Origin of the sequence: Streptomyces sp. NPDC126503, assembly GCF_040302405.1 — a bacterium.
Classification (GTDB): Bacteria; Actinomycetota; Actinomycetes; order Streptomycetales; family Streptomycetaceae; genus Streptomyces; species Streptomyces gulbargensis.
The window spans coordinates 92,580-108,808 of record NZ_JBEORS010000011.1; the positions used below are offsets into that span (position 1 = coordinate 92,580).

The following is a 16,229-nucleotide window of genomic DNA, read 5'->3' on the forward strand; positions in this document are numbered from 1 at the left end:
GAACAGCCGAGGAGAGCGCACGTGGTCACCCTCGCCGACGTCGCCCGCCACGCCGGGGTCTCGGCCAGCACCGTCAGCTACGTCCTCAGCGGCAAGCGGTCCATATCCGCTCCCACCCGCGAGCGGATCCGGCGCAGCATCGACGCGCTCGGCTACCGGCCCCACGCCGGAGCCCGGGCCCTGGCCAGCAGCAGGACCGGCATCCTGGCCCTGATGATGCCGCTGCGCACCGGCCTGTACGTGCCGGTGATGATGGAGATCGCCATGGCCGTCACCACCACGGCCCGGGCCCACGGTTACGACGTCCTCCTGCTGACCGGCGAGGAGGGACCCGAGGCCGTCCGCCGCGTCGAGGGCAGCGCCATCGCCGACGGCATGATCGTCATGGACGTGGAACTCGACGACCCCCGGCTCCCCGACCTGCGGGCCGCCGAGCGCCCCGCCGTCCTCATCGGTCTGCCCGCCGACACGGCCGACATCACCGGACTGGACTGCGTCGACCTCGACTTCACCGCCGCCGGCGCCCGCTGCGTCGACCACCTCGCCGACCTCGGCCACCGCCGGATCGCCGTCCTCGGCGAACCCCCCGCCGTCCACGAGCGCGGTACGGGCTACGCCGCGCGCACCCTCGCCGGCCTGCGCGAGGCCGCGGCGCGGCGGGGCGTCGGCCTGCTCCACCGGCCCGTCGAGGGGACGTACGCGGCCGTCGCCGCCGCCGTCACCCGCGTCTTCGAGGAACGCCCCGGCACGACCGGCCTCGTCGTCCAGAACGAGGCGGCCGTCGAACCGCTCCTGGCGCTCCTGCGGCACCAGGGGCGCGCCGTGCCCGAGGACGTCTCCGTCGTGGCCGTCTGCCCCGACCAGGTCGCGCTGCACGCCTCCGTACCGCTGACCGCCGTCTCCGTACCCGCGCGGGACATGGGGCGCCGCGCCGTCGAGCGGCTCGTCGCCCGGCTCGCCGGTGAGGCCCCGCGCGGCACGGAGCTCCTCGCACCGCTGCTGACCGCCCGGGCCGGCAGCGGCCCCGCCCCGCGCACCGCGCCCCGCACGCACCCCGAGGACCGCCGTGGTCACGACGGACGCTGACCACGGCGACGGCGCGAGCGAGTTCCGGGCCTTCTTCGAGGACCACTACGCCGAACTCGCCCGCCTCGCACACCTGTTGACCGGCGAGACCGACGCCGCCGACGACCTCGCCGCGGACGCCATGCTGGCCCTCTGGCACCGCTGGGACCGGGTCCGCGCCGCCGACCACCCCGCCGCCTACGCGCGCGGCGTCGTCGCCAACCTGGTCCGCACCCGCATCCGGGGCACCGTCCGTGAGCGGCGCCGCATCGCCGCCTTCTGGGACCGGCGCCCCGAGCACACCGAGGACCCGGACGTCCCCGCCGTCCTGGACGTACGGACGGCCCTGCGCGCGCTGCCCTTCCGCAAGCGCGCCTGCGTCGTCCTGCGGCACGCCTTCGACCTGTCCGAACAGGACACGGCGCTCGCGCTCGGCGTCTCCGTCGGTACGGTCAAGAGCCAGACCGCCAAGGGCATGGCCGAGCTGCAGCGGCTGCTCGGCGACCGTGCCGCCCACGAACTCGCCGCGCGGAGGAGCTGATGGACGACGCACAGCTGCGCCGCGACCTGCGGGAGGCCGCCGCGGACCACCGGCCCGACCGGGCCCGCATCCTCGCCCGGGTCGAGCGGGGCCTCGCGGACCCGGCACCGCCGCGGACCGTACGGCCCCGCCGGCGGACCGCCGTCGTGGTGGCCGTGGCCGCCGCCGTCGCGGGCGTCGTGGGAGTCGCCGGGATCGTCGCCACCGGCACCGGGGACCGGCGGCCGGCCGGGCCCGCCGCCGTGCGGCCCGCGCAGCCGCCCGGCCCGGTGGCACGGGCGGCCGGCAGCATCGACCCCGGTAGCAACCGCTGGTGGGCCCAGAGCGATCTGGCCCTGACGACCCGGACCGAGGTCTCCGGCCTCACCGTCGAGGTACGCGTCGCCCGGACGGGCGGCGTCGTCAGCACCGGCCACTGGCGCACCCGGCCGGCCGAGGACTTCACCGTCTCGGTCACCGGCGAAGCGGACGCCCTGGTCTACCGCTGGACCCTCCGGCCGGGCCGCACGCTCCCGCCGGGCCCCCACACCTTCGCCGCCCAGTACAACCACGCCGAAGGGGTGCGGGACGCCTCGGCCGACACGTACACCGTCGTCCTGACCGGCCCGGACGGGGGCCGCGCCACGCTCACCGGCGGCTTCGGCGCCGCCCCGCGGCAGGGCGGACCCGGCACGGGCCGGTGACGCTCAGGTCTCCGCGCCCGCGCGGAACCGGCGCGGTTCCCAGTCGCCGAGGTAGGCGCGGGGCGTGGCCCCGGCGGCGCCGTCCGCGGTGAGCTGGGGCCGGTTCTCCGGGACCGTGATCCGCGCGCCGGGGCCGGTGTTGCGGTACTCCGCGAAGCGCTGGGCCTGCCACGGGTGGGCCTCGCGCATGTTCGCGTACGGGGCGGCGGCGTCGATCCCCGGGCCGAGCACGCTGTCGCGGACCACCAGGGACGGCCGGGCGGTGGTGTCCGAGCTCGGCACCCACGGCCGGGCCAGCTTGTAGAAGCCGTCCGGGGCCTCGCTGGTGACCCGGCAGCGGGAGGCCAGGAACCCGGAGGGGTTCGCGGCGGCCGTGGACGGGGCGAAGACGAACCCGTACGGGGCCCCCGCCAGGTCCGGGCGGACGAGCGTACGGAAGTGGCAGTGCGCGAAGACCGCGGTGGCCCGCCCGAAGACGAAGTCGACGTCGCCCTCCACGTAGCAGTGCGCGAAGTACTGGCGGGCGAAGGCGAACAGGGCGGCGGAGTCCGCGTACAGCGTGTCCTGGTGGCCCAGGAACCGGCAGTGGAAGAAGGCCGACCGGTCCCCCGTCACCTTGACCGCCACCGCCTGCGTGCCCGGGTTCCCCGGCAGGTCCGTGCGGAGGAAGTCGTTGGCGAAGGTGACGCCCCGGGCGGTGAAGCCGTCCGCGCGGAGCGTGGTGGTCGCCGAGCCGCTGGTGCCGTAGGTGCCGCCGCCGGGCCGGGGCGTGCCGGCCGCGTTGTCGTACACCACGACCACGTCGCGGGGGTCGCCGGTGGCGCCGATCCAGGTCATCCCGGCCCGTGCCGCGTCCACGGAGACCGTCTCGCGGTACGTACCGGGCGCGAGCACCAGCGTCCAGCCGGGTCCGTCGGCGGCGTCCACCGCCGCCTGGACGCCGGTGTGGTCGCCGAGCCCTCCGGGATGCACGTACAGGGTGCGGTCGTCGGGGCGGCGCGACGGCGAACCGTGGCGGCCGAAGGGCCGCGCGGAGTTCACGGGCCGGGCCGCGGCCGGGCCGGAGGGCAGGGCGAGGGCCAGGGCCGCGCCGGCGCCGCCGGTGAGGAGGGCGCGGCGCCCGGGGCCGGAACGGGGGTCGTGCGAGGAGGGCACGGGGAGGCTCCTTCGCTGGTCGGTGAGGTGAGGTGAGGTGAGGTGAAGTGGGGTGAGGTGAAGTGAAGTGGGGGCGGGTGCCGGGACGGAGGTGTCCGCCCGGCACCCGGGACAGGACGGCCGGAACCGCTCCGGACACGGCCCGGATCCCCGGCGCGCGGGAGCGCCGCTCAGCGCAGGCGGCCGGCGCCCGCGCGGTGGCCGACGACTCCGGGCACGGCCCGCGGGTGGTCGACCCGGGTGCGCAGCGTCGGCGTCCAGCCCGCGTCCGCGCGCAGCGTCTCCTCGGGGAACTGCGCGTTGTGCACGGCGAGCAGGTCGACCGGCTCCCCGTTGACGACGTTGCCGGCCGTCGTGACCGGCGCGTCCTTCCACTTCTTGAGGATCCGCCCGGCCGGCACGCCCCCGGCGAGGGTGAAGGCGTTCTTCTCGGCGACGAGCCGCGACTCCAGCCCGATGCCGAGGCTGTACGCGTAGGGCGCGCCCCGCACCAGGAAGTGGTTGTTGTACGCGTCGACCTGACCGAAGCGCACCCGCGGCGCCCGCTCCACCACGTTGTCGAAGAGGTTGTGGTGGAGGGTGACCCGCAGCTTGCCCCGGTCGGTGGCGCCCGCGCCGTCGCTGTTGCCGATCATCAGGGTCTTGTCGTGGTCCTTGAACACGTTCCACGACACGGTGACGAGGTCGGCGCCCCGCACCACGTCCAGTTCGCCGTCGTGCCGCTGGTACAGCTCGCCGAAGTAGGACGGCAGGGAGCTGTCCGGGTGGGCCCCGTCGGTGAAGGTGTTGTGGTCGATCCACACATGGGTGGAGCCGTGCACGACGAGGCTGTCGTACTCCGAGTTCCAGGCGCCCCGCGCCCCGTCCGTGGGGTCCCACTGCGGGAAGCAGTCGAGCGGGCTCTCCAGGGTGAGGTTGCGGACGACGACGTTGTCCACGCCCTGCACCTGGAGGCTGCCACCGGTGATGCCGGCGTTCCGGCCGACGCCCACGATCGTCGTGTCGGCGGGCACCTGCGCCTTGATCGCCCGGGCCTGCGCGGCGGCGGAGGCCGCCCGCAGCTCCTCCTGGGGGCCGCTGACCTCCTTCTCGTACCCCCACACGGCCGGGTCGTAGTCGGCCAGGTAGCGGGCGAAGTCGTAGCCGGGCGCGGCGAAGGCCCCGCAGCCGGCGGCGGTCGCGTCCAGGGTGCCGACGACCCGGACGATCCTCGGCCCGGTGCCGGGGGCCGCGAGGGCCGCCCGGAACTCCTCCCAGGTGGTGACCGTGAAGACCCGGGAGGGGGCGGCGGCCGATCCACCGGTCGTGCCGGTGCCCAGGGCGGCCCAGCCGTCGCCGGCCGGCAGGACCGCGCGGGCCGGGTCGCCGCCCGGCCGGTGGCCGGCGTGGGCACCGGCCGCGGGGGCGGTGACGGTGAGGACGAGGGCGGCCGCGGCCACGGCTGCCCGTCGCGTGCGTCGGTTCACGGTTCAGTTCTCCTCTGGGGCGGGCGGCCAGGTGATGAGGCCGGGAGGGACCGCGTCGTCCAGGCGGCGCGTCTCGCGCGGCGCGAGGACCCGGGTGCGGAGCAGTTCGCCGGCGACGAGCCGGGCCACCGCGATCGCGCCGGGCGGGTTGAAGTGGGTGTTGTCCTGCTCGGTGGCGGTCCAGTTGAAGTACGTCTTCGTGACCTCGGGGCCGAGCCGCTGCCACAGGGCGAGCGACAGAGCCTCCACGTCCAGGAGCGGTACGTCCGCCTCCCGGGCCACCTCGCGCAGGGCCGCCGGGTACGCGCCGAGCGTGCGCAGGGCGGTGCCGGCGGCGTCGAACTTCCGCCGTTCGACGGAGGTCGCGAGCACCGGGAGCGCTCCCCGGGACCTGGCGCCCTCCACGAACACCCGCAGGTTGTCCTGGTAGGTGGTCCAGGGATCGGTTCCGCGCGCGGGGTCGGCGGTCTTCTGGTCGTTGTGGCCGAACTGGACGAGGAGCAGGTCACCGGGGCGGATCGCCGCGAGGACCGTGTCGAGCCGTCCCTCGTCCAGGAAGCTCTTGGTGCTGCGGCCGTTGACCGCGTGGTTGGCGACGGTCAGCTCCCGGTGCAGGAAGAACGGCAGGGCCATGCCCCAGCCGGTCTCGGGAGCCGCGTCGGCGTACTTCTGGGCGGCGGTGGAGTCGCCCGCGACGAAGAGGGTGCGCATCCGGCGGGATCCTTCGGTACGGGCGGCGGCCGGGCCCCCGGCCAGGGCGAGCGCGAGGCCCGCCCCGGCCGCGACCACCCGGCGGCGGCCGACGCTCACTTGTTCTGCTGCTTCCACTCGGCCTGGGCGGTGTTGAGCTGCTCCGCCAGGGCGTCGAGGAACTGCCCGGCCGTGATCCTGCCGAGCAGGACCTTCTGGAACTCGGCCTCGTTGTCGGCCTTGGAGATGGTGTTCCAGTCCGGCAGGTAGTACGGCAGCTCCACGATCGTGGCCTTGCCGCTGAAGAGGACGTCGGCGGCCAGCTTGGTCGGCTCCGCCTCCTGGATCCACGGGTCCTTGGCCGCCTCCGTGTTGGCCGGGATCGCGCCGGCCGACCTGTTCCACTTGCTGTTGGACTCGTGCGAGGCGGCGAACTCGATGAACTTCCAGGCGGCGGCCTTGTTCTTGCTGGACGAGAAGAGACCGAGGCCGTCGACCGGGTTGGAGACCTGCACGCGCGTGCCGTCGTCCAGGGTGGGGTTGGGGATGCCCCGGAACTTCTGTGTGCCGAGCGCCTTCACGTGGTCCTGGTACGACCCGAGGTTGTGGTTCAGCATGCCGATCTCGCCACTGTCCCACTGGGCGACCATCTTGGTGAAGTCGTTGTTGACGTCGGCCGCCGGGGTGTTCTTCTTGAAGAGGCCGGCGTACTTTTCCAGGGCCGCCACGTTCTTCGGGTCGTTGACGGTGGTCCGGTCGCCGTTCCAGAACTGCTTGATGCCGCTCTGGCCGTACATGGCGTCCAGGGCCTGCGCGATGGAGCCCGCGCCGCCCCGGATGGTGTAGCCGAAGCGGTTCTTGTCCCTCTGCGTGAGCTTGTCTGCGGCCTCGTAGAACTTCGACCAGGTGGAGGGCTCCGCCAGTCCGGCCGCCTTGAACAGGTCGGTGCGGTAGTACAGGACGCCGTTGCTCGCCGAGGTGGGGACGGTGAACAGCTTGCCCTGGCCGCCGGCCGACCGGACGCTCTCGACCATGCCCTTGTTCAGCTTGCCCTTGAGCGAGCTCGCCTCGATCCGCTCGTCGAGCGGTTCCAGGGCGTTCTGCGCGGCGATGCCGGCGAGCATGGCCGCGCCGACCCCGCCGACGTCCGGCAGGCCGCCGCCCTGGATGGCGGTGTCGTACTTGGACTGGACCTCCTTCGAGGCGACGCCGACGTACTCGACGTCGATGTCCGGGTGCGCCTTCTCGAAGTCGGCGATGATCTCCTTCCAGACGTCGGTGCGGACACCGCCGTTGTTGTCCCAGAAGGTGATCTTTCCCTTGCCCGAGCCCTCGGCGCCCTGGTCACCGCCCGCGCCGCTGCCGTCGTCACCGCAGGCGGCGACGGTCAGGGCGAGCACTCCGGACAGGGCGAGGGCGAGGGCGGCTCTGCGCCGTCCGCCGGAAAAGATGGTCATCGTCGGCTCTCTTCTCTCGGGTGTTGCGAAGGGGTGTGGGGAAGTGGGGGAGTGCGCCGGGCGGCACGCGGGGACGTCCGGCGCGGAGGCGTACGCCGGGGGCGCTCAGGGGGCCGGGGTGACGCGGAAGCCGGTGAAGACGGCCGTCCCGGCCGGTCCCGCGCCCCCGGCCGGCGCGCCCGCGAACAGGCCGAGGAGCGCCCCGACCCACCGCCAGGGGGTCGCGGCGAACTCCGGCCCCAGCGGCACCGGAGCCCCGCCGTCCTCGTAGGAGAAGCGGCAGCGGGCGTCGGCCGTGACCCCGATCCGCAGCCGGACCTCCGGGCCCGTCACCGGCCGGGAACGGGCCGCGTCCCGCTCCCGGTCCGCGTTGCCCGGCGCGAAGCGGTGCACCAGCCGGACCGTGCCGTCACCGGCCCGCTCCAGACCGATCCAGGCGTAGGCGTCGCCGAGGACGACGAGCCCGGCGCGGGCCCCGGCCGCGGCGCCGTCGAGCCGCAGCCCGACCTCGACGGTGAGGGCCCCGGCCGGCAGCCGCTGCGTCAGCACGTGCGGCACGCTCCGCAGGTCGTCGAGGTGCTCCGACCGCACACAACCGAGGCGCAGGCCGTCGCCCGTGTGCTGACTGGCCCAGCCCTCGCCCGGGTTGGCCGTCCACTGCCACTGGCGGCCGAACCGCCCGCCGGGAAAGGTGTCGTCGACCGCCGGACGTGACGGCGGCTGCTCCGGCAGGTCCGGCTTGCGGTGGACCCGGACGGGCGCGCCGTCCGCGCCGATCACCGGCCAGCCGTCCTCGTCCCAGCGCATCGGCTGGAGGTGGACGAGCCGGCCGTACGCCCCGCACTGCTGGAAGTGCAGGAACCAGTCCTCCCCGCGCCGGGTACGCACCCAGCCGCCCTGGTGCGGCCCGTTGACGTCGGTGTCGCCCTGCGCGAGGACGATCCGCTCCTCGTACGGGCCGAAGAAGGACCGCGAGCGGAACGCGCCCTGCCAGCCGGTGGCGACGCCCCCGGCGGGCGCGAGGATCCAGAACCAGCCGTCGTACCGGTACAGCTTGGGGCCCTCCAGGGTGAACCAGCCGGGGATCCGGTCGGCGTCGACCAGGACCCGGCTTTCGTCGAGGACCTTCTCCCCGTCCGGGCTCATCCGGTGGCCGACGAGGCGGTTGTTGACGCCGGCCCGGGACTTGGCGAGCGCGTGCACCAGGTACGCCTCGCCCGTCTCGTCGTCCCACAGGGGGCAGGCGTCGATCAGGCCCCGGCCGGCCTTCACCAGGTGCGGAGCCGTCCACGGACCGCGCACCGAGGGCGCGTTGACCTGGAAGACGCCGTGGTCCGGGTCGCCCCAGAAGATCCAGAAGCGGCCGTCGTGGTGGCGCAGGGACGGCGCCCACACCCCGCGGTCGTGCCGGGGCGCCGCGAACGCCGCCGCCGGTTCGAGGCGTTCCAGGGCGTGACCGACGAGCGTCCAGTTGACGAGGTCCCGCGAGTGCAGCAGCGGCAGGCCCGGGGCCCGGCCGAAGCTGGACGCGGTGAGGTAGTGGTCCTCGCCGACCCGCAGGACGTCCGGGTCCGACCAGTCGGCCGACAGGACCGGATTGCGGTACGTGCCGTCGCCGAGGTCGCCGCCCGGCGTCACCGGGGCGGTCACGAGGCCACCGCCCTGCGGGCCAGGGCGGCGGCCCCGTCCCGGTCGAGGCGGCCGTCGGCGACGACGGTCACGACCCGCCGTACCACCGTCTCCCCGGCGGCCACCGGCAGCCGGGCGCCGGAGGCGAGCGAGGAGCCGACGCCCGGGTACGCGGCGGCGCGGACGAACCACGGGTCGCGCCGGGTCGTCGCGGTCGCCCCCGCGAACACCAGGCTCCACTCCCCGCCGACCAGCGCCACCCAGTCGCCGGGGACGCCGTGCACCGTCTCCTCGCCGTCGCCCGAGGCGCCGAACACCGCAGGCGGCGCCGCCTCCTTCGGGGCGCGCCAGAAGAAGCCGCCGTACGCGGCGCCCGGGCGCCCGTTGGTGGCGGGGCTGCCGATCGACAGCGCCCGCCCCGACACGTTGGCCAGGGAGAAGGTCAGGTCCAGCGCCCACGCGGTGTCCGTGAGCGGCACGACCGCGACCGTACGGTGTTCGCGCAGCAGCCGGTGTCCGCCCGCCGTCCAGCTCAGCTCCTCCACGAAGCCGTCGGGGTCGCACAGCTTGAACCCGTCGTGGTGCTGGACGCCGTGGTTGTCCAGGGCGACCGGTCCCCGGTCGCGGACGAAGGTCCGCCCGCCCCAGAAGTTGTACCCGGCCACGTCCGGCACGGCCACGCCCGCGCCGAGGTGGTGGCGGTGGTCCCCGGGGACCGTCTCGGTCACCGTCCGTCCGGCGAGGGTGGTGACGGGGTGCAGATGGGGCCGGGGGGCATGGTCGGCGGCGAGGTCGGGGCGGGTGGTGTAGCGGGCGACGGTCCGGCCCGCGCAGCGCAGCGCCACCGGGCGCTCGGTCGTCATCGGGCCTCCGCCCGGATCGGCGACGCCCACGGGGCGCCGAGTTCGGAGAACAGCTTCAGTTCGGCGGCGCTCGCGTCGACCAGGGCGTCGATCCCGTCGACCACCCGGCGCGGCGCGCTCCCGCCCGGTGCGGCGCGCCAGTGCCCGGCGGGCAGTGCGCGCGGCTCGGGCGCGGTCCGTACCGCCTCGACCACCCGCATGAACGCCCCCGTCGCCACCGGCGGCACCAGCAGCGGCTCGCCCCCGGTCACGTGCGCGACCAGGTTCTCCAGGAGGTCGGTGCGCCCGTACTCGGTCTCCACCGGGCCGTGCCCGGCCCGCTGCACCAGCACCCGGTCCTGCCGGTACCAGAAGGTGATCCGGCCCCGGGAGCCGTGCACGACCACGTACGGCTCCGCGGGCCGCTCCGCGCAGAGCGTGGCGGCCACCGTCACCGGGTGCCCGGCCGCCGTCAGGACCCGGACCGCGGAGGTGTCGTCGGACTCGATGGCGTGCGCGTGGTGCAGCTCGGTCTCGATGTGCTCGACGTCCACCGAGCGGTCCGCGCCGGCGAGGGCGAGGGCCGTGGCGACCGCGTGGGCCAGCGGGTTGGTGAGGGCGCCGTCCACGACGTCCACCCCGCCGAGGCGCCGGTGCCCCGCCCAGGGCGCGCGCCGGAAGTACGCCTCGTCACGCACCCACGCGCCCGCCGCGCCGACGCCGAGGAGTTCGCCGATCGCGCCCCGGGTGATCAGGCTCCGGATGGCGGGCACGGCGTGCGAGCCGAGCGACTGGAAGCCGATCTGGCAGGCCCTCCCGGCCGCCTCGACGCCTTCCGCCATCCGCCGGAACGCGGCGTACGACGGGGCCGGCGGCTTCTCCAGGAGGACGTGCGCCCCGTGGCGGGCGGCGGTCAGGGCCATGTCGGTGTGGGTCTGGATGGGGGTGCTGAGCACGGCGATCCGGGCCCCGGTGGAGGCGAGCAGCGCCGCCAGGTCCGAGGACTGCTCCGGCTCCCCGAGGCCGTCCAGCTCCGCCGCGTCGAGGGGCCGCAGTTCGCAGATCCCGGCGAGGCGGACGAGACCGAGCCGTTCGAGGCGGTGGATGTTGAGGAGGTGGCTGCGGCCGTGGCCGCGGGCGCCCGCGAGGACGACGGGCAGCGGTTCACCGGTGCGTACGGCGCTCATCCCTTCACCGCCCCCGCGCTGAAGCCGGTCACGAGCCACTTCTGGATGAAGGCGAAGACGATGACGACGGGGACGGCGGCGATCACCCCGCCGGCGGCGAGCGCGCCCAGGTCGACGCTGTCGGCGCCCATCAGGGTGTTGAGGCCGACCGGGATCGTCTGCTTGCTCTGGCTGCTGAGGAACATGAGGGCGAAGAGGAAGTGGTTCCAGGCGTGGACGAAGGCGAAGGAGCCGACGGCGACCAGGCCGGGGCGGAGCAGCGGGAGGACGATGATCCGGAAGGCGTGGAAGCGGTTGCAGCCGTCGACCCAGGCCGCCTCCTCCAGGGAGTACGGCACGTTCCTGATGAACCCGCTGATGAGGATCATCGACAGCGGCAGCTGGAAGACGGTCTCCGCGATGATGACGCTGCCGATCGAGTTGATCATCCGCAGCTCGGCGAAGATCTGGAAGAGCGGCACCAGGAGCAGGGCGCCCGGCACGAACTGGGAGCAGAGCAGGGCCAGCATGAAACCCTTCTTGATCCGGAAGTCGAAGCGGGCCAGGGCGTATCCGCCGGCGAGCGCCACGACCGTGGTCGTGACGAGCACCGCCACGCCGATGATCAGGCTGTTCTGGAAGAAGACGCCGAAGCTCCGCTCGGTCCACACCTTCTCGAAGTGGGCGGTCGTCATCGGCCACGGCACCAGCGAGGTGGAACCCGCCGGGCGCACGGCGAACAGCAGGATCCAGTAGAAGGGGACGAGGGTGAATACGAGGTAGATCCCGAGGGGCAGGTAGATCTGCCAGCGGGGGATCTCGTCCCAGGAGCGGCGGTGCCGGCGGCCGGTGGCCGGCGGGGTGCGGTCGGGGGGCGGCGCGGCGTGCGCGGCCCCGGGGGACGGGGCGGCGGTCAGGGTGGTCTCGGTCGTCACTTGCTGTCGCCTCCGAACTTGCTCAGGCGCAGATAGACCATGGAGCAGAAGAGAAGGATCACGAACGCCACCGTCGTGAGGGCGGAGGCGTATCCGAAGTTGTGGGCGTCGACGCTGGTGTGCGCGATGTACAGCGGCAGGGTGGTGGTGACGCCCGCGGGGCCGCCGCCCGTCAGTGTGTAGAGCAGGTCGACGTTGTTGAACTCCCACACCGCCCGCAGCAGTGTGGACAGCACGATCGCGTCCCGGATGTGCGGGAGCGTGATGTGGAAGAACTGGCGCATCCGGCCGGCGCCGTCGACCTCGGCCGCCTCGTACAGGTCCTTCGGGACGGACTGGAGGTCGGCGAGGATGAGGATGGCGAAGAACGGCACACCGCGCCAGAGGTCGGCGATCACCGCCGCCGGGAAGACGGTCCCGGTGTCGGAGAGCAGGGAGGTGCCGTACTCGCCGATGCCCAGGTCGGCCAGGTAACGGGTGATGCCGGTCTGGGAGTTGTAGAGCAGCACCCAGATCGCGGAGGTGAGCACCCCCGAGACCGCCCACGGCGAGAAGACCAGGGCCCGGCCGAGGGCGCGGCCCACGAAGGTCTGGTTCACGATCAGCGCGAGGGCCAGTCCGAAGAGGAGCTGCAGGGTCACCTCGACGACGACCCACTTCAGGCTGAAGGTCAGCGTCCCCCAGAACTTCGGATCCTCGGTGAAGATCCGGGTGAAGTTCTCCAGGCCGGCGAAGCCGTTCCGCCAGGGCTTGGTCGGGTTGTAGTGCTGGAGGCTGTAGTAGAAGACGCTGAGCACGGGATAGGCGATGAAGCCCAGCATCAGCAGTCCCGCTGGGGCGATCAGCAGGTACGGCAGCCGGCGGGGGGTCGATCCCGTGCGGCGGCGACCCCGTGCCGTGGTGGCGGGGGGCGAAGGGGTCACAGCTGAGGCCATGACGGCGGCTCCGTTCTCGGGCGGGCGGTGCGGGGGTGCGCGGCGCGTCGGTGAAGCGCTTCGCGAACGCTGTTCGAAATCCCGGACGACCGGGTCGGGGCGGTGCGGGGGAGCGGGCGGAAGGGGCTCCGCTCCGCTCCGGGGCCGCGGTGGGGCGGCCGGACCGGACGCGGCCGGCGTGACGGGCCGGGTCAGCCCGCGTACGGATCGGGGGTGGTCCCCGGCCTCGCCAGGAACGCGAAGTCGCAGCCGGTGTCGGCCTGGGAGATCTGCTCCATGTACAGCGCCCCGTAACCGCGCTCGTACCGGGCCGGCGGCGGACTCCACGCGGACCGCCGGCGGTCCAGCTCCTCGTCCGTCACGTGCAGGTGGAGGGAGCGGGCCGCGACGTCGAGGGTGATCGTGTCGCCCGTACGGACGAGGGCGAGGGGTCCGCCGACATGGGACTCGGGCGCCACGTGCAGCACGCAGGCCCCATAACTCGTCCCGCTCATCCGGGCGTCGGAGATCCGCACCATGTCCCGCACCCCCTGCTCCAGGAGGTACCGGGGGATCGGCAGCATCCCGTACTCGGGCATGCCCGGACCGCCCTTGGGGCCCGCGCCGCGCAGCACCAGGACGTGGTCGGCGGTGATGCCGAGCGCAGGGTCGTCGATCGTCCGCTGCATCGTGCGGTAGTCCTCGAAGACCACGGCCGGACCGGTGTGCTTCAGCAGCCGCGGCTCGGCCGCGATGTGCTTGATGACCGCACCGTCCGGGCAGAGGTTGCCGCGCAGCACCGCGACCCCGCCCTCGGCCGCCAGCGGCCGGTCCCGCTCCCTGATCACCTCGGCGTCGTGCACCAGGGCGCCGTCGAGCTGCTCCCGCAGGGTGGCGTGGGAGACCGTCGGCCGGTCCAGGTGCAGCACGTCGGTCAGCCGGGAGAGGAAGCCCGGCATGCCGCCCGCGAAGTGGAAGTCCTCCATCAGGTACCGCCCGCCGGGGCGCAGGTTCGCCAGGACCGGCACGGTCCGGGCGATCCGGTCGAAGTCGTCGAGCGTCAGCGTCACGCCCGACCGCCCGGCCATCGCGATCAGGTGGATGACGGCGTTGGTGGAACCGCCGAGCGCCAGGACGGCGGCGACCGCGTCCTCGTACGCCTCCCGGGTCAGGATCCGCGAGAGCCGCAGGTCCTGCCGTACGAGCTCCACGATCCGCAGCCCCGAGGCCGCGGCCATCCGGTCGTGCCCGGAGTCGACCGCCGGCACCGAGGAGGCGCCCGGCACCGTCACGCCGAGGGTCTCGGCGGCGGCGGTCAGCGTGGAGGCCGTGCCCATCGTCATGCAGTGACCGGGCGAGCGGGCGAGTCCGTTCTCCAGCTCTGCCATCTCGCAGTCGCCGATGGTGCCGGCCCGCTTCTCGTCCCAGTACTTCCACATGTCGGTGCCCGAGCCGAGGGTCTCGCCGCGCCAGTGGCCCGGCAGCATCGGACCGGCCGGCACGAACACGGTTGGCAGGTCCACCGAGGCCGCGCCCATGAGGAGCGCCGGGGTCGTCTTGTCGCAGCCGCCCATCAGCACCGCCCCGTCGACCGGGTAGGAGCGCAGCAGCTCCTCCGTCTCCATCGCGAGGAGGTTCCGGTAGAGCATGGGCGTCGGCTTCTGGAAGGTCTCCGACAGGGTGGAGACCGGGAACTCCAGCGGGAAGCCGCCGGCCTGCCACACCCCCCGCTTCACGGCCTGCGCGCGGTCCCGCAGGTGCACATGGCAGGGGTTGATGTCGGACCAGGTGTTGAGGATCGCGATCACCGGCTTGCCGAGGTGCTCCTCGGGCAGGTAGCCGAGCTGCCGGGTCCGGGCGCGGTGGCTGAACGAGCGCAGTCCGTCGGTGCCGTACCACTGGTGGCTGCGCAGTTCCTCGGGCCTCTTCGTCACAGCGGCCACCCCGCGGCTATCGCTGCGACCTCGGCGCGCTCCGCCTCGGGGAGTTCGCGGCTGGGCGGGCGGATGTCGCGGCGGCACAGGCCGAGGGAGGCGAGGGCCTCCTTGACCACGGTCACGTTGTCGGCGTTGCCGTTCGCGGCGCGCAGTTCCTCGAAGCGGCGGATCCGCTCCCAGACCTTCATGGCGGTCGGGTAGTCACCGGCCCGCAGGGCGCCCAGCATCTCCAGGGAGAGCGCGGGGGAGACGTTGACCAGGCCGGAGGTGAAACCGGTCGCTCCGCTCGCGAAATAGGAGGGCGCGTACGGCTCGGCGAGGCCCGCGACCCACACGAACCGGTCGAGGCCCGCGTCCCGGGCGAAGCCGGCGAACCGGGCCGCGTCCGGGACGGCGTACTTCACGCCGATCACGTTCGGGCAGGCCGCGCCGAGTTCCGCGAGCCGCGCGCCGCCGAGGGCCGGGTTGCGGACGTACGGGACGACACCGAGCTCCGGGACGGCCTCGGCGATCGCCCGGTGGTAGGCGACCCAGCCGCTCTCGGAGACGTACGGGTGGACGGGCTGGTGGACCATCACCATGTGGGCGCCCGCCTCGCGGGCGTGCCGGGCGGCCTCGACGGCGGCCGGCACGTCGTGGCCGACGCCGACCAGGACGACGGCGCGCTCGCCCGCCTCCTCGACGGTGGCCTCGGTCAGGGCGCGGCGCTCCTCGGGGGTGAGCGCGTAGAACTCGCCGGTGTTTCCGTTCGGCGTGAGGGTGCGGACACCGCCGTCGAGCAGCCGGCGCAGCAGCGCCCGGTGGGCCCCGGCGTCGACCGTGCCGTCCGCCGCGAACGGGGTGACCGGGATGGCCACGACGTCGGCGAGGGCGGCCCTCAGGGTTTCGGATTCCATGGTCACTCGCAGTTCACAGAAGGTTCGGGGAAGGCACGTTCGACGAACGAGGCGATGTGGTCGTGGACGGCCCGGCCGGCCCCGTCGACATCGCCGGCGGAGGCGAGTCGCAGGATCTCCGCGTGCTCGGCGGCCTCGCGCTCCCAGGACGGGACGGAGGCCCAGGCGACCGTGGAGACCAGCGCGGCCTGGTCGCGCACCTCGTCGAGCATGCGGCCGAGCAGCGGATTGCCGCAGGGCAGGTAGAGGGCGCGGTGGAAGTCCCGGTTGGCCAGGGACCGTTCCGCCGGGTCCTCGGCCGCGGAGGCCCGCAGCAGGGCGTCGTGCGCGGCGTCGAGCGGGGCGCCCGAGGCGACGGCGCGGCGGACCGCCTCCGGCTCCAGGAGCAGCCGTACGTCGTACACGGCGCGGGCCATGTCGGCGTCGACCATCCGGACGGTGACGCCCTTGTACTGGCTCATCACCACCAGCCCGCTGCCCGCGAGGGTCTTGAGCGCCTCGCGCACCGGTGTCTTGGACACCCCGAAACGCGCGGCGAGTTCGGCCTCCACGAGCGCCTGGCCGGGTCTGAGTCCCCCGGTGAGGATGTCGTGCTTGATCGCTTCGAGCACGTACTGCGTGCGCGAGGGGATGGGGCTGGGGGCGAAGGCCATGGAGCACTCTCAGATCTCGTGTATCGCGTCTCATATATGACGTACGAAGTGCAACGGCCATGAAGCTATGGGGGCGTTCACGTTTCGTCAATGCTTCGCGCAAGCGTTTTCTACGAAGGGGCGCCGAGGTCGCCGGCGCGGCCGGGCCCTCGGGGAGGCCGTGTCGCGCCCACGGGCCGGTCGTCCTCGGTCCGCCGCCC

The 16,229-nt window shown here is 73.9% G+C and carries 15 protein-coding genes; 3 read left to right on the plus strand and 12 right to left on the minus strand.

The window, feature by feature from the left end; translation table 11 throughout:
- The first annotated feature begins 21 nt into the window (after positions 1-21).
- The 3 genes from ABTY40_RS16925 to ABTY40_RS16935 are packed head-to-tail and all read left to right on the plus strand — an operon-like array spanning position 22 to position 2,289.
- Positions 22-1,086 (plus strand): LacI family DNA-binding transcriptional regulator, encoded by a 1,065-nt coding sequence (locus ABTY40_RS16925; protein WP_352060209.1) that lies wholly within the window; start codon positions 22-24, stop codon positions 1,084-1,086.
- Positions 1,067-1,606, plus strand: a complete 540-nt coding sequence (locus ABTY40_RS16930) for a SigE family RNA polymerase sigma factor (RefSeq protein WP_352060210.1) — start codon at positions 1,067-1,069, stop codon at positions 1,604-1,606. The genes ABTY40_RS16925 and ABTY40_RS16930 overlap by 20 nt, the downstream gene beginning before the upstream one ends.
- Positions 1,606-2,289 carry a hypothetical protein gene (locus ABTY40_RS16935; protein WP_352060211.1) on the plus strand — a complete coding sequence of 228 codons (684 nt, stop codon included), beginning with the start codon at positions 1,606-1,608 and terminating at the stop codon, positions 2,287-2,289. The genes ABTY40_RS16930 and ABTY40_RS16935 overlap by 1 nt, the downstream gene beginning before the upstream one ends.
- A 3-nt stretch (positions 2,290-2,292) precedes the next feature.
- On the opposite strand, the gene ABTY40_RS16940 is transcribed toward ABTY40_RS16935, so the two are convergent.
- The 12 genes from ABTY40_RS16940 to ABTY40_RS16995 form a co-directional block, all read right to left on the minus strand.
- A complete protein-coding gene (locus tag ABTY40_RS16940; RefSeq protein WP_352060212.1) occupies positions 2,293-3,444 on the minus strand; it encodes a pectinesterase family protein in 1,152 nt (383 codons plus the stop codon).
- Positions 3,445-3,614: 170 nt separating this feature from the next.
- Positions 3,615-4,910, minus strand: coding sequence for a pectate lyase family protein (locus ABTY40_RS16945; protein WP_352060213.1), 1,296 nt, complete (start codon positions 4,908-4,910; stop codon positions 3,615-3,617).
- A 3-nt stretch (positions 4,911-4,913) separates the two neighbouring features.
- A complete protein-coding gene (locus ABTY40_RS16950) occupies positions 4,914-5,720 on the minus strand; it encodes a rhamnogalacturonan acetylesterase (RefSeq protein ID WP_352060214.1) in 807 nt (268 codons plus the stop codon).
- On the minus strand, positions 5,717-7,057 hold the full coding sequence (locus ABTY40_RS16955; protein ID WP_352060215.1) for an ABC transporter substrate-binding protein: 1,341 nt from the start codon (positions 7,055-7,057) through the stop codon (positions 5,717-5,719). Before ABTY40_RS16955 ends, ABTY40_RS16950 begins: the two co-directional genes overlap by 4 nt.
- A gap of 105 nt (positions 7,058-7,162) precedes the next feature.
- Complete coding sequence (locus ABTY40_RS16960; protein WP_352060216.1) at positions 7,163-8,707, minus strand: glycoside hydrolase family 43 protein; 1,545 nt, start codon at positions 8,705-8,707, stop codon at positions 7,163-7,165.
- Complete coding sequence (locus tag ABTY40_RS16965) at positions 8,704-9,549, minus strand: DUF6807 domain-containing protein (protein WP_352060217.1); 846 nt, start codon at positions 9,547-9,549, stop codon at positions 8,704-8,706. Before ABTY40_RS16965 ends, ABTY40_RS16960 begins: the two co-directional genes overlap by 4 nt.
- Complete coding sequence (locus ABTY40_RS16970; RefSeq protein ID WP_352060218.1) at positions 9,546-10,715, minus strand: Gfo/Idh/MocA family protein; 1,170 nt, start codon at positions 10,713-10,715, stop codon at positions 9,546-9,548. Before ABTY40_RS16970 ends, ABTY40_RS16965 begins: the two co-directional genes overlap by 4 nt.
- A complete protein-coding gene (locus ABTY40_RS16975; protein WP_345279695.1) occupies positions 10,712-11,629 on the minus strand; it encodes a carbohydrate ABC transporter permease in 918 nt (305 codons plus the stop codon). Before ABTY40_RS16975 ends, ABTY40_RS16970 begins: the two co-directional genes overlap by 4 nt.
- Positions 11,626-12,564, minus strand: coding sequence for a carbohydrate ABC transporter permease (locus ABTY40_RS16980; RefSeq protein WP_352060219.1), 939 nt, complete (start codon positions 12,562-12,564; stop codon positions 11,626-11,628). Before ABTY40_RS16980 ends, ABTY40_RS16975 begins: the two co-directional genes overlap by 4 nt.
- Before the next feature lie 191 nt (positions 12,565-12,755).
- On the minus strand, positions 12,756-14,477 hold the full coding sequence (gene araD, locus ABTY40_RS16985) for an L-arabinonate dehydratase (protein WP_352060220.1): 1,722 nt from the start codon (positions 14,475-14,477) through the stop codon (positions 12,756-12,758).
- On the minus strand, positions 14,474-15,376 hold the full coding sequence (locus ABTY40_RS16990) for a dihydrodipicolinate synthase family protein (protein WP_352060221.1): 903 nt from the start codon (positions 15,374-15,376) through the stop codon (positions 14,474-14,476). Before ABTY40_RS16990 ends, araD begins: the two co-directional genes overlap by 4 nt.
- Before the next feature lie 2 nt (positions 15,377-15,378).
- On the minus strand, positions 15,379-16,029 hold the full coding sequence (locus ABTY40_RS16995; RefSeq protein WP_352060222.1) for a GntR family transcriptional regulator: 651 nt from the start codon (positions 16,027-16,029) through the stop codon (positions 15,379-15,381).
- Between the last annotated feature and the right edge of the window lie 200 nt (positions 16,030-16,229).

Excerpts from the sequence above, each read along its gene's own strand:
- ABTY40_RS16935 (WP_352060211.1), top strand. The coding sequence starts at position 1,606 with ATGGACGACGCACAGCTGCGCCGCGACCTGCGGGAGGCCGCCGCGGAC.
- ABTY40_RS16955 (WP_352060215.1), bottom strand. The coding sequence starts at position 7,057 with ATGACCATCTTTTCCGGCGGACGGCGCAGAGCCGCCCTCGCCCTCGCC.
- ABTY40_RS16965 (WP_352060217.1), bottom strand. The coding sequence starts at position 9,549 with ATGACGACCGAGCGCCCGGTGGCGCTGCGCTGCGCGGGCCGGACCGTC.
- ABTY40_RS16970 (WP_352060218.1), bottom strand. The coding sequence starts at position 10,715 with ATGAGCGCCGTACGCACCGGTGAACCGCTGCCCGTCGTCCTCGCGGGC.
- ABTY40_RS16980 (WP_352060219.1), bottom strand. The coding sequence starts at position 12,564 with ATGGCCTCAGCTGTGACCCCTTCGCCCCCCGCCACCACGGCACGGGGT.
- ABTY40_RS16990 (WP_352060221.1), bottom strand. The coding sequence starts at position 15,376 with ATGGAATCCGAAACCCTGAGGGCCGCCCTCGCCGACGTCGTGGCCATC.
- ABTY40_RS16995 (WP_352060222.1), bottom strand. The coding sequence starts at position 16,029 with ATGGCCTTCGCCCCCAGCCCCATCCCCTCGCGCACGCAGTACGTGCTC.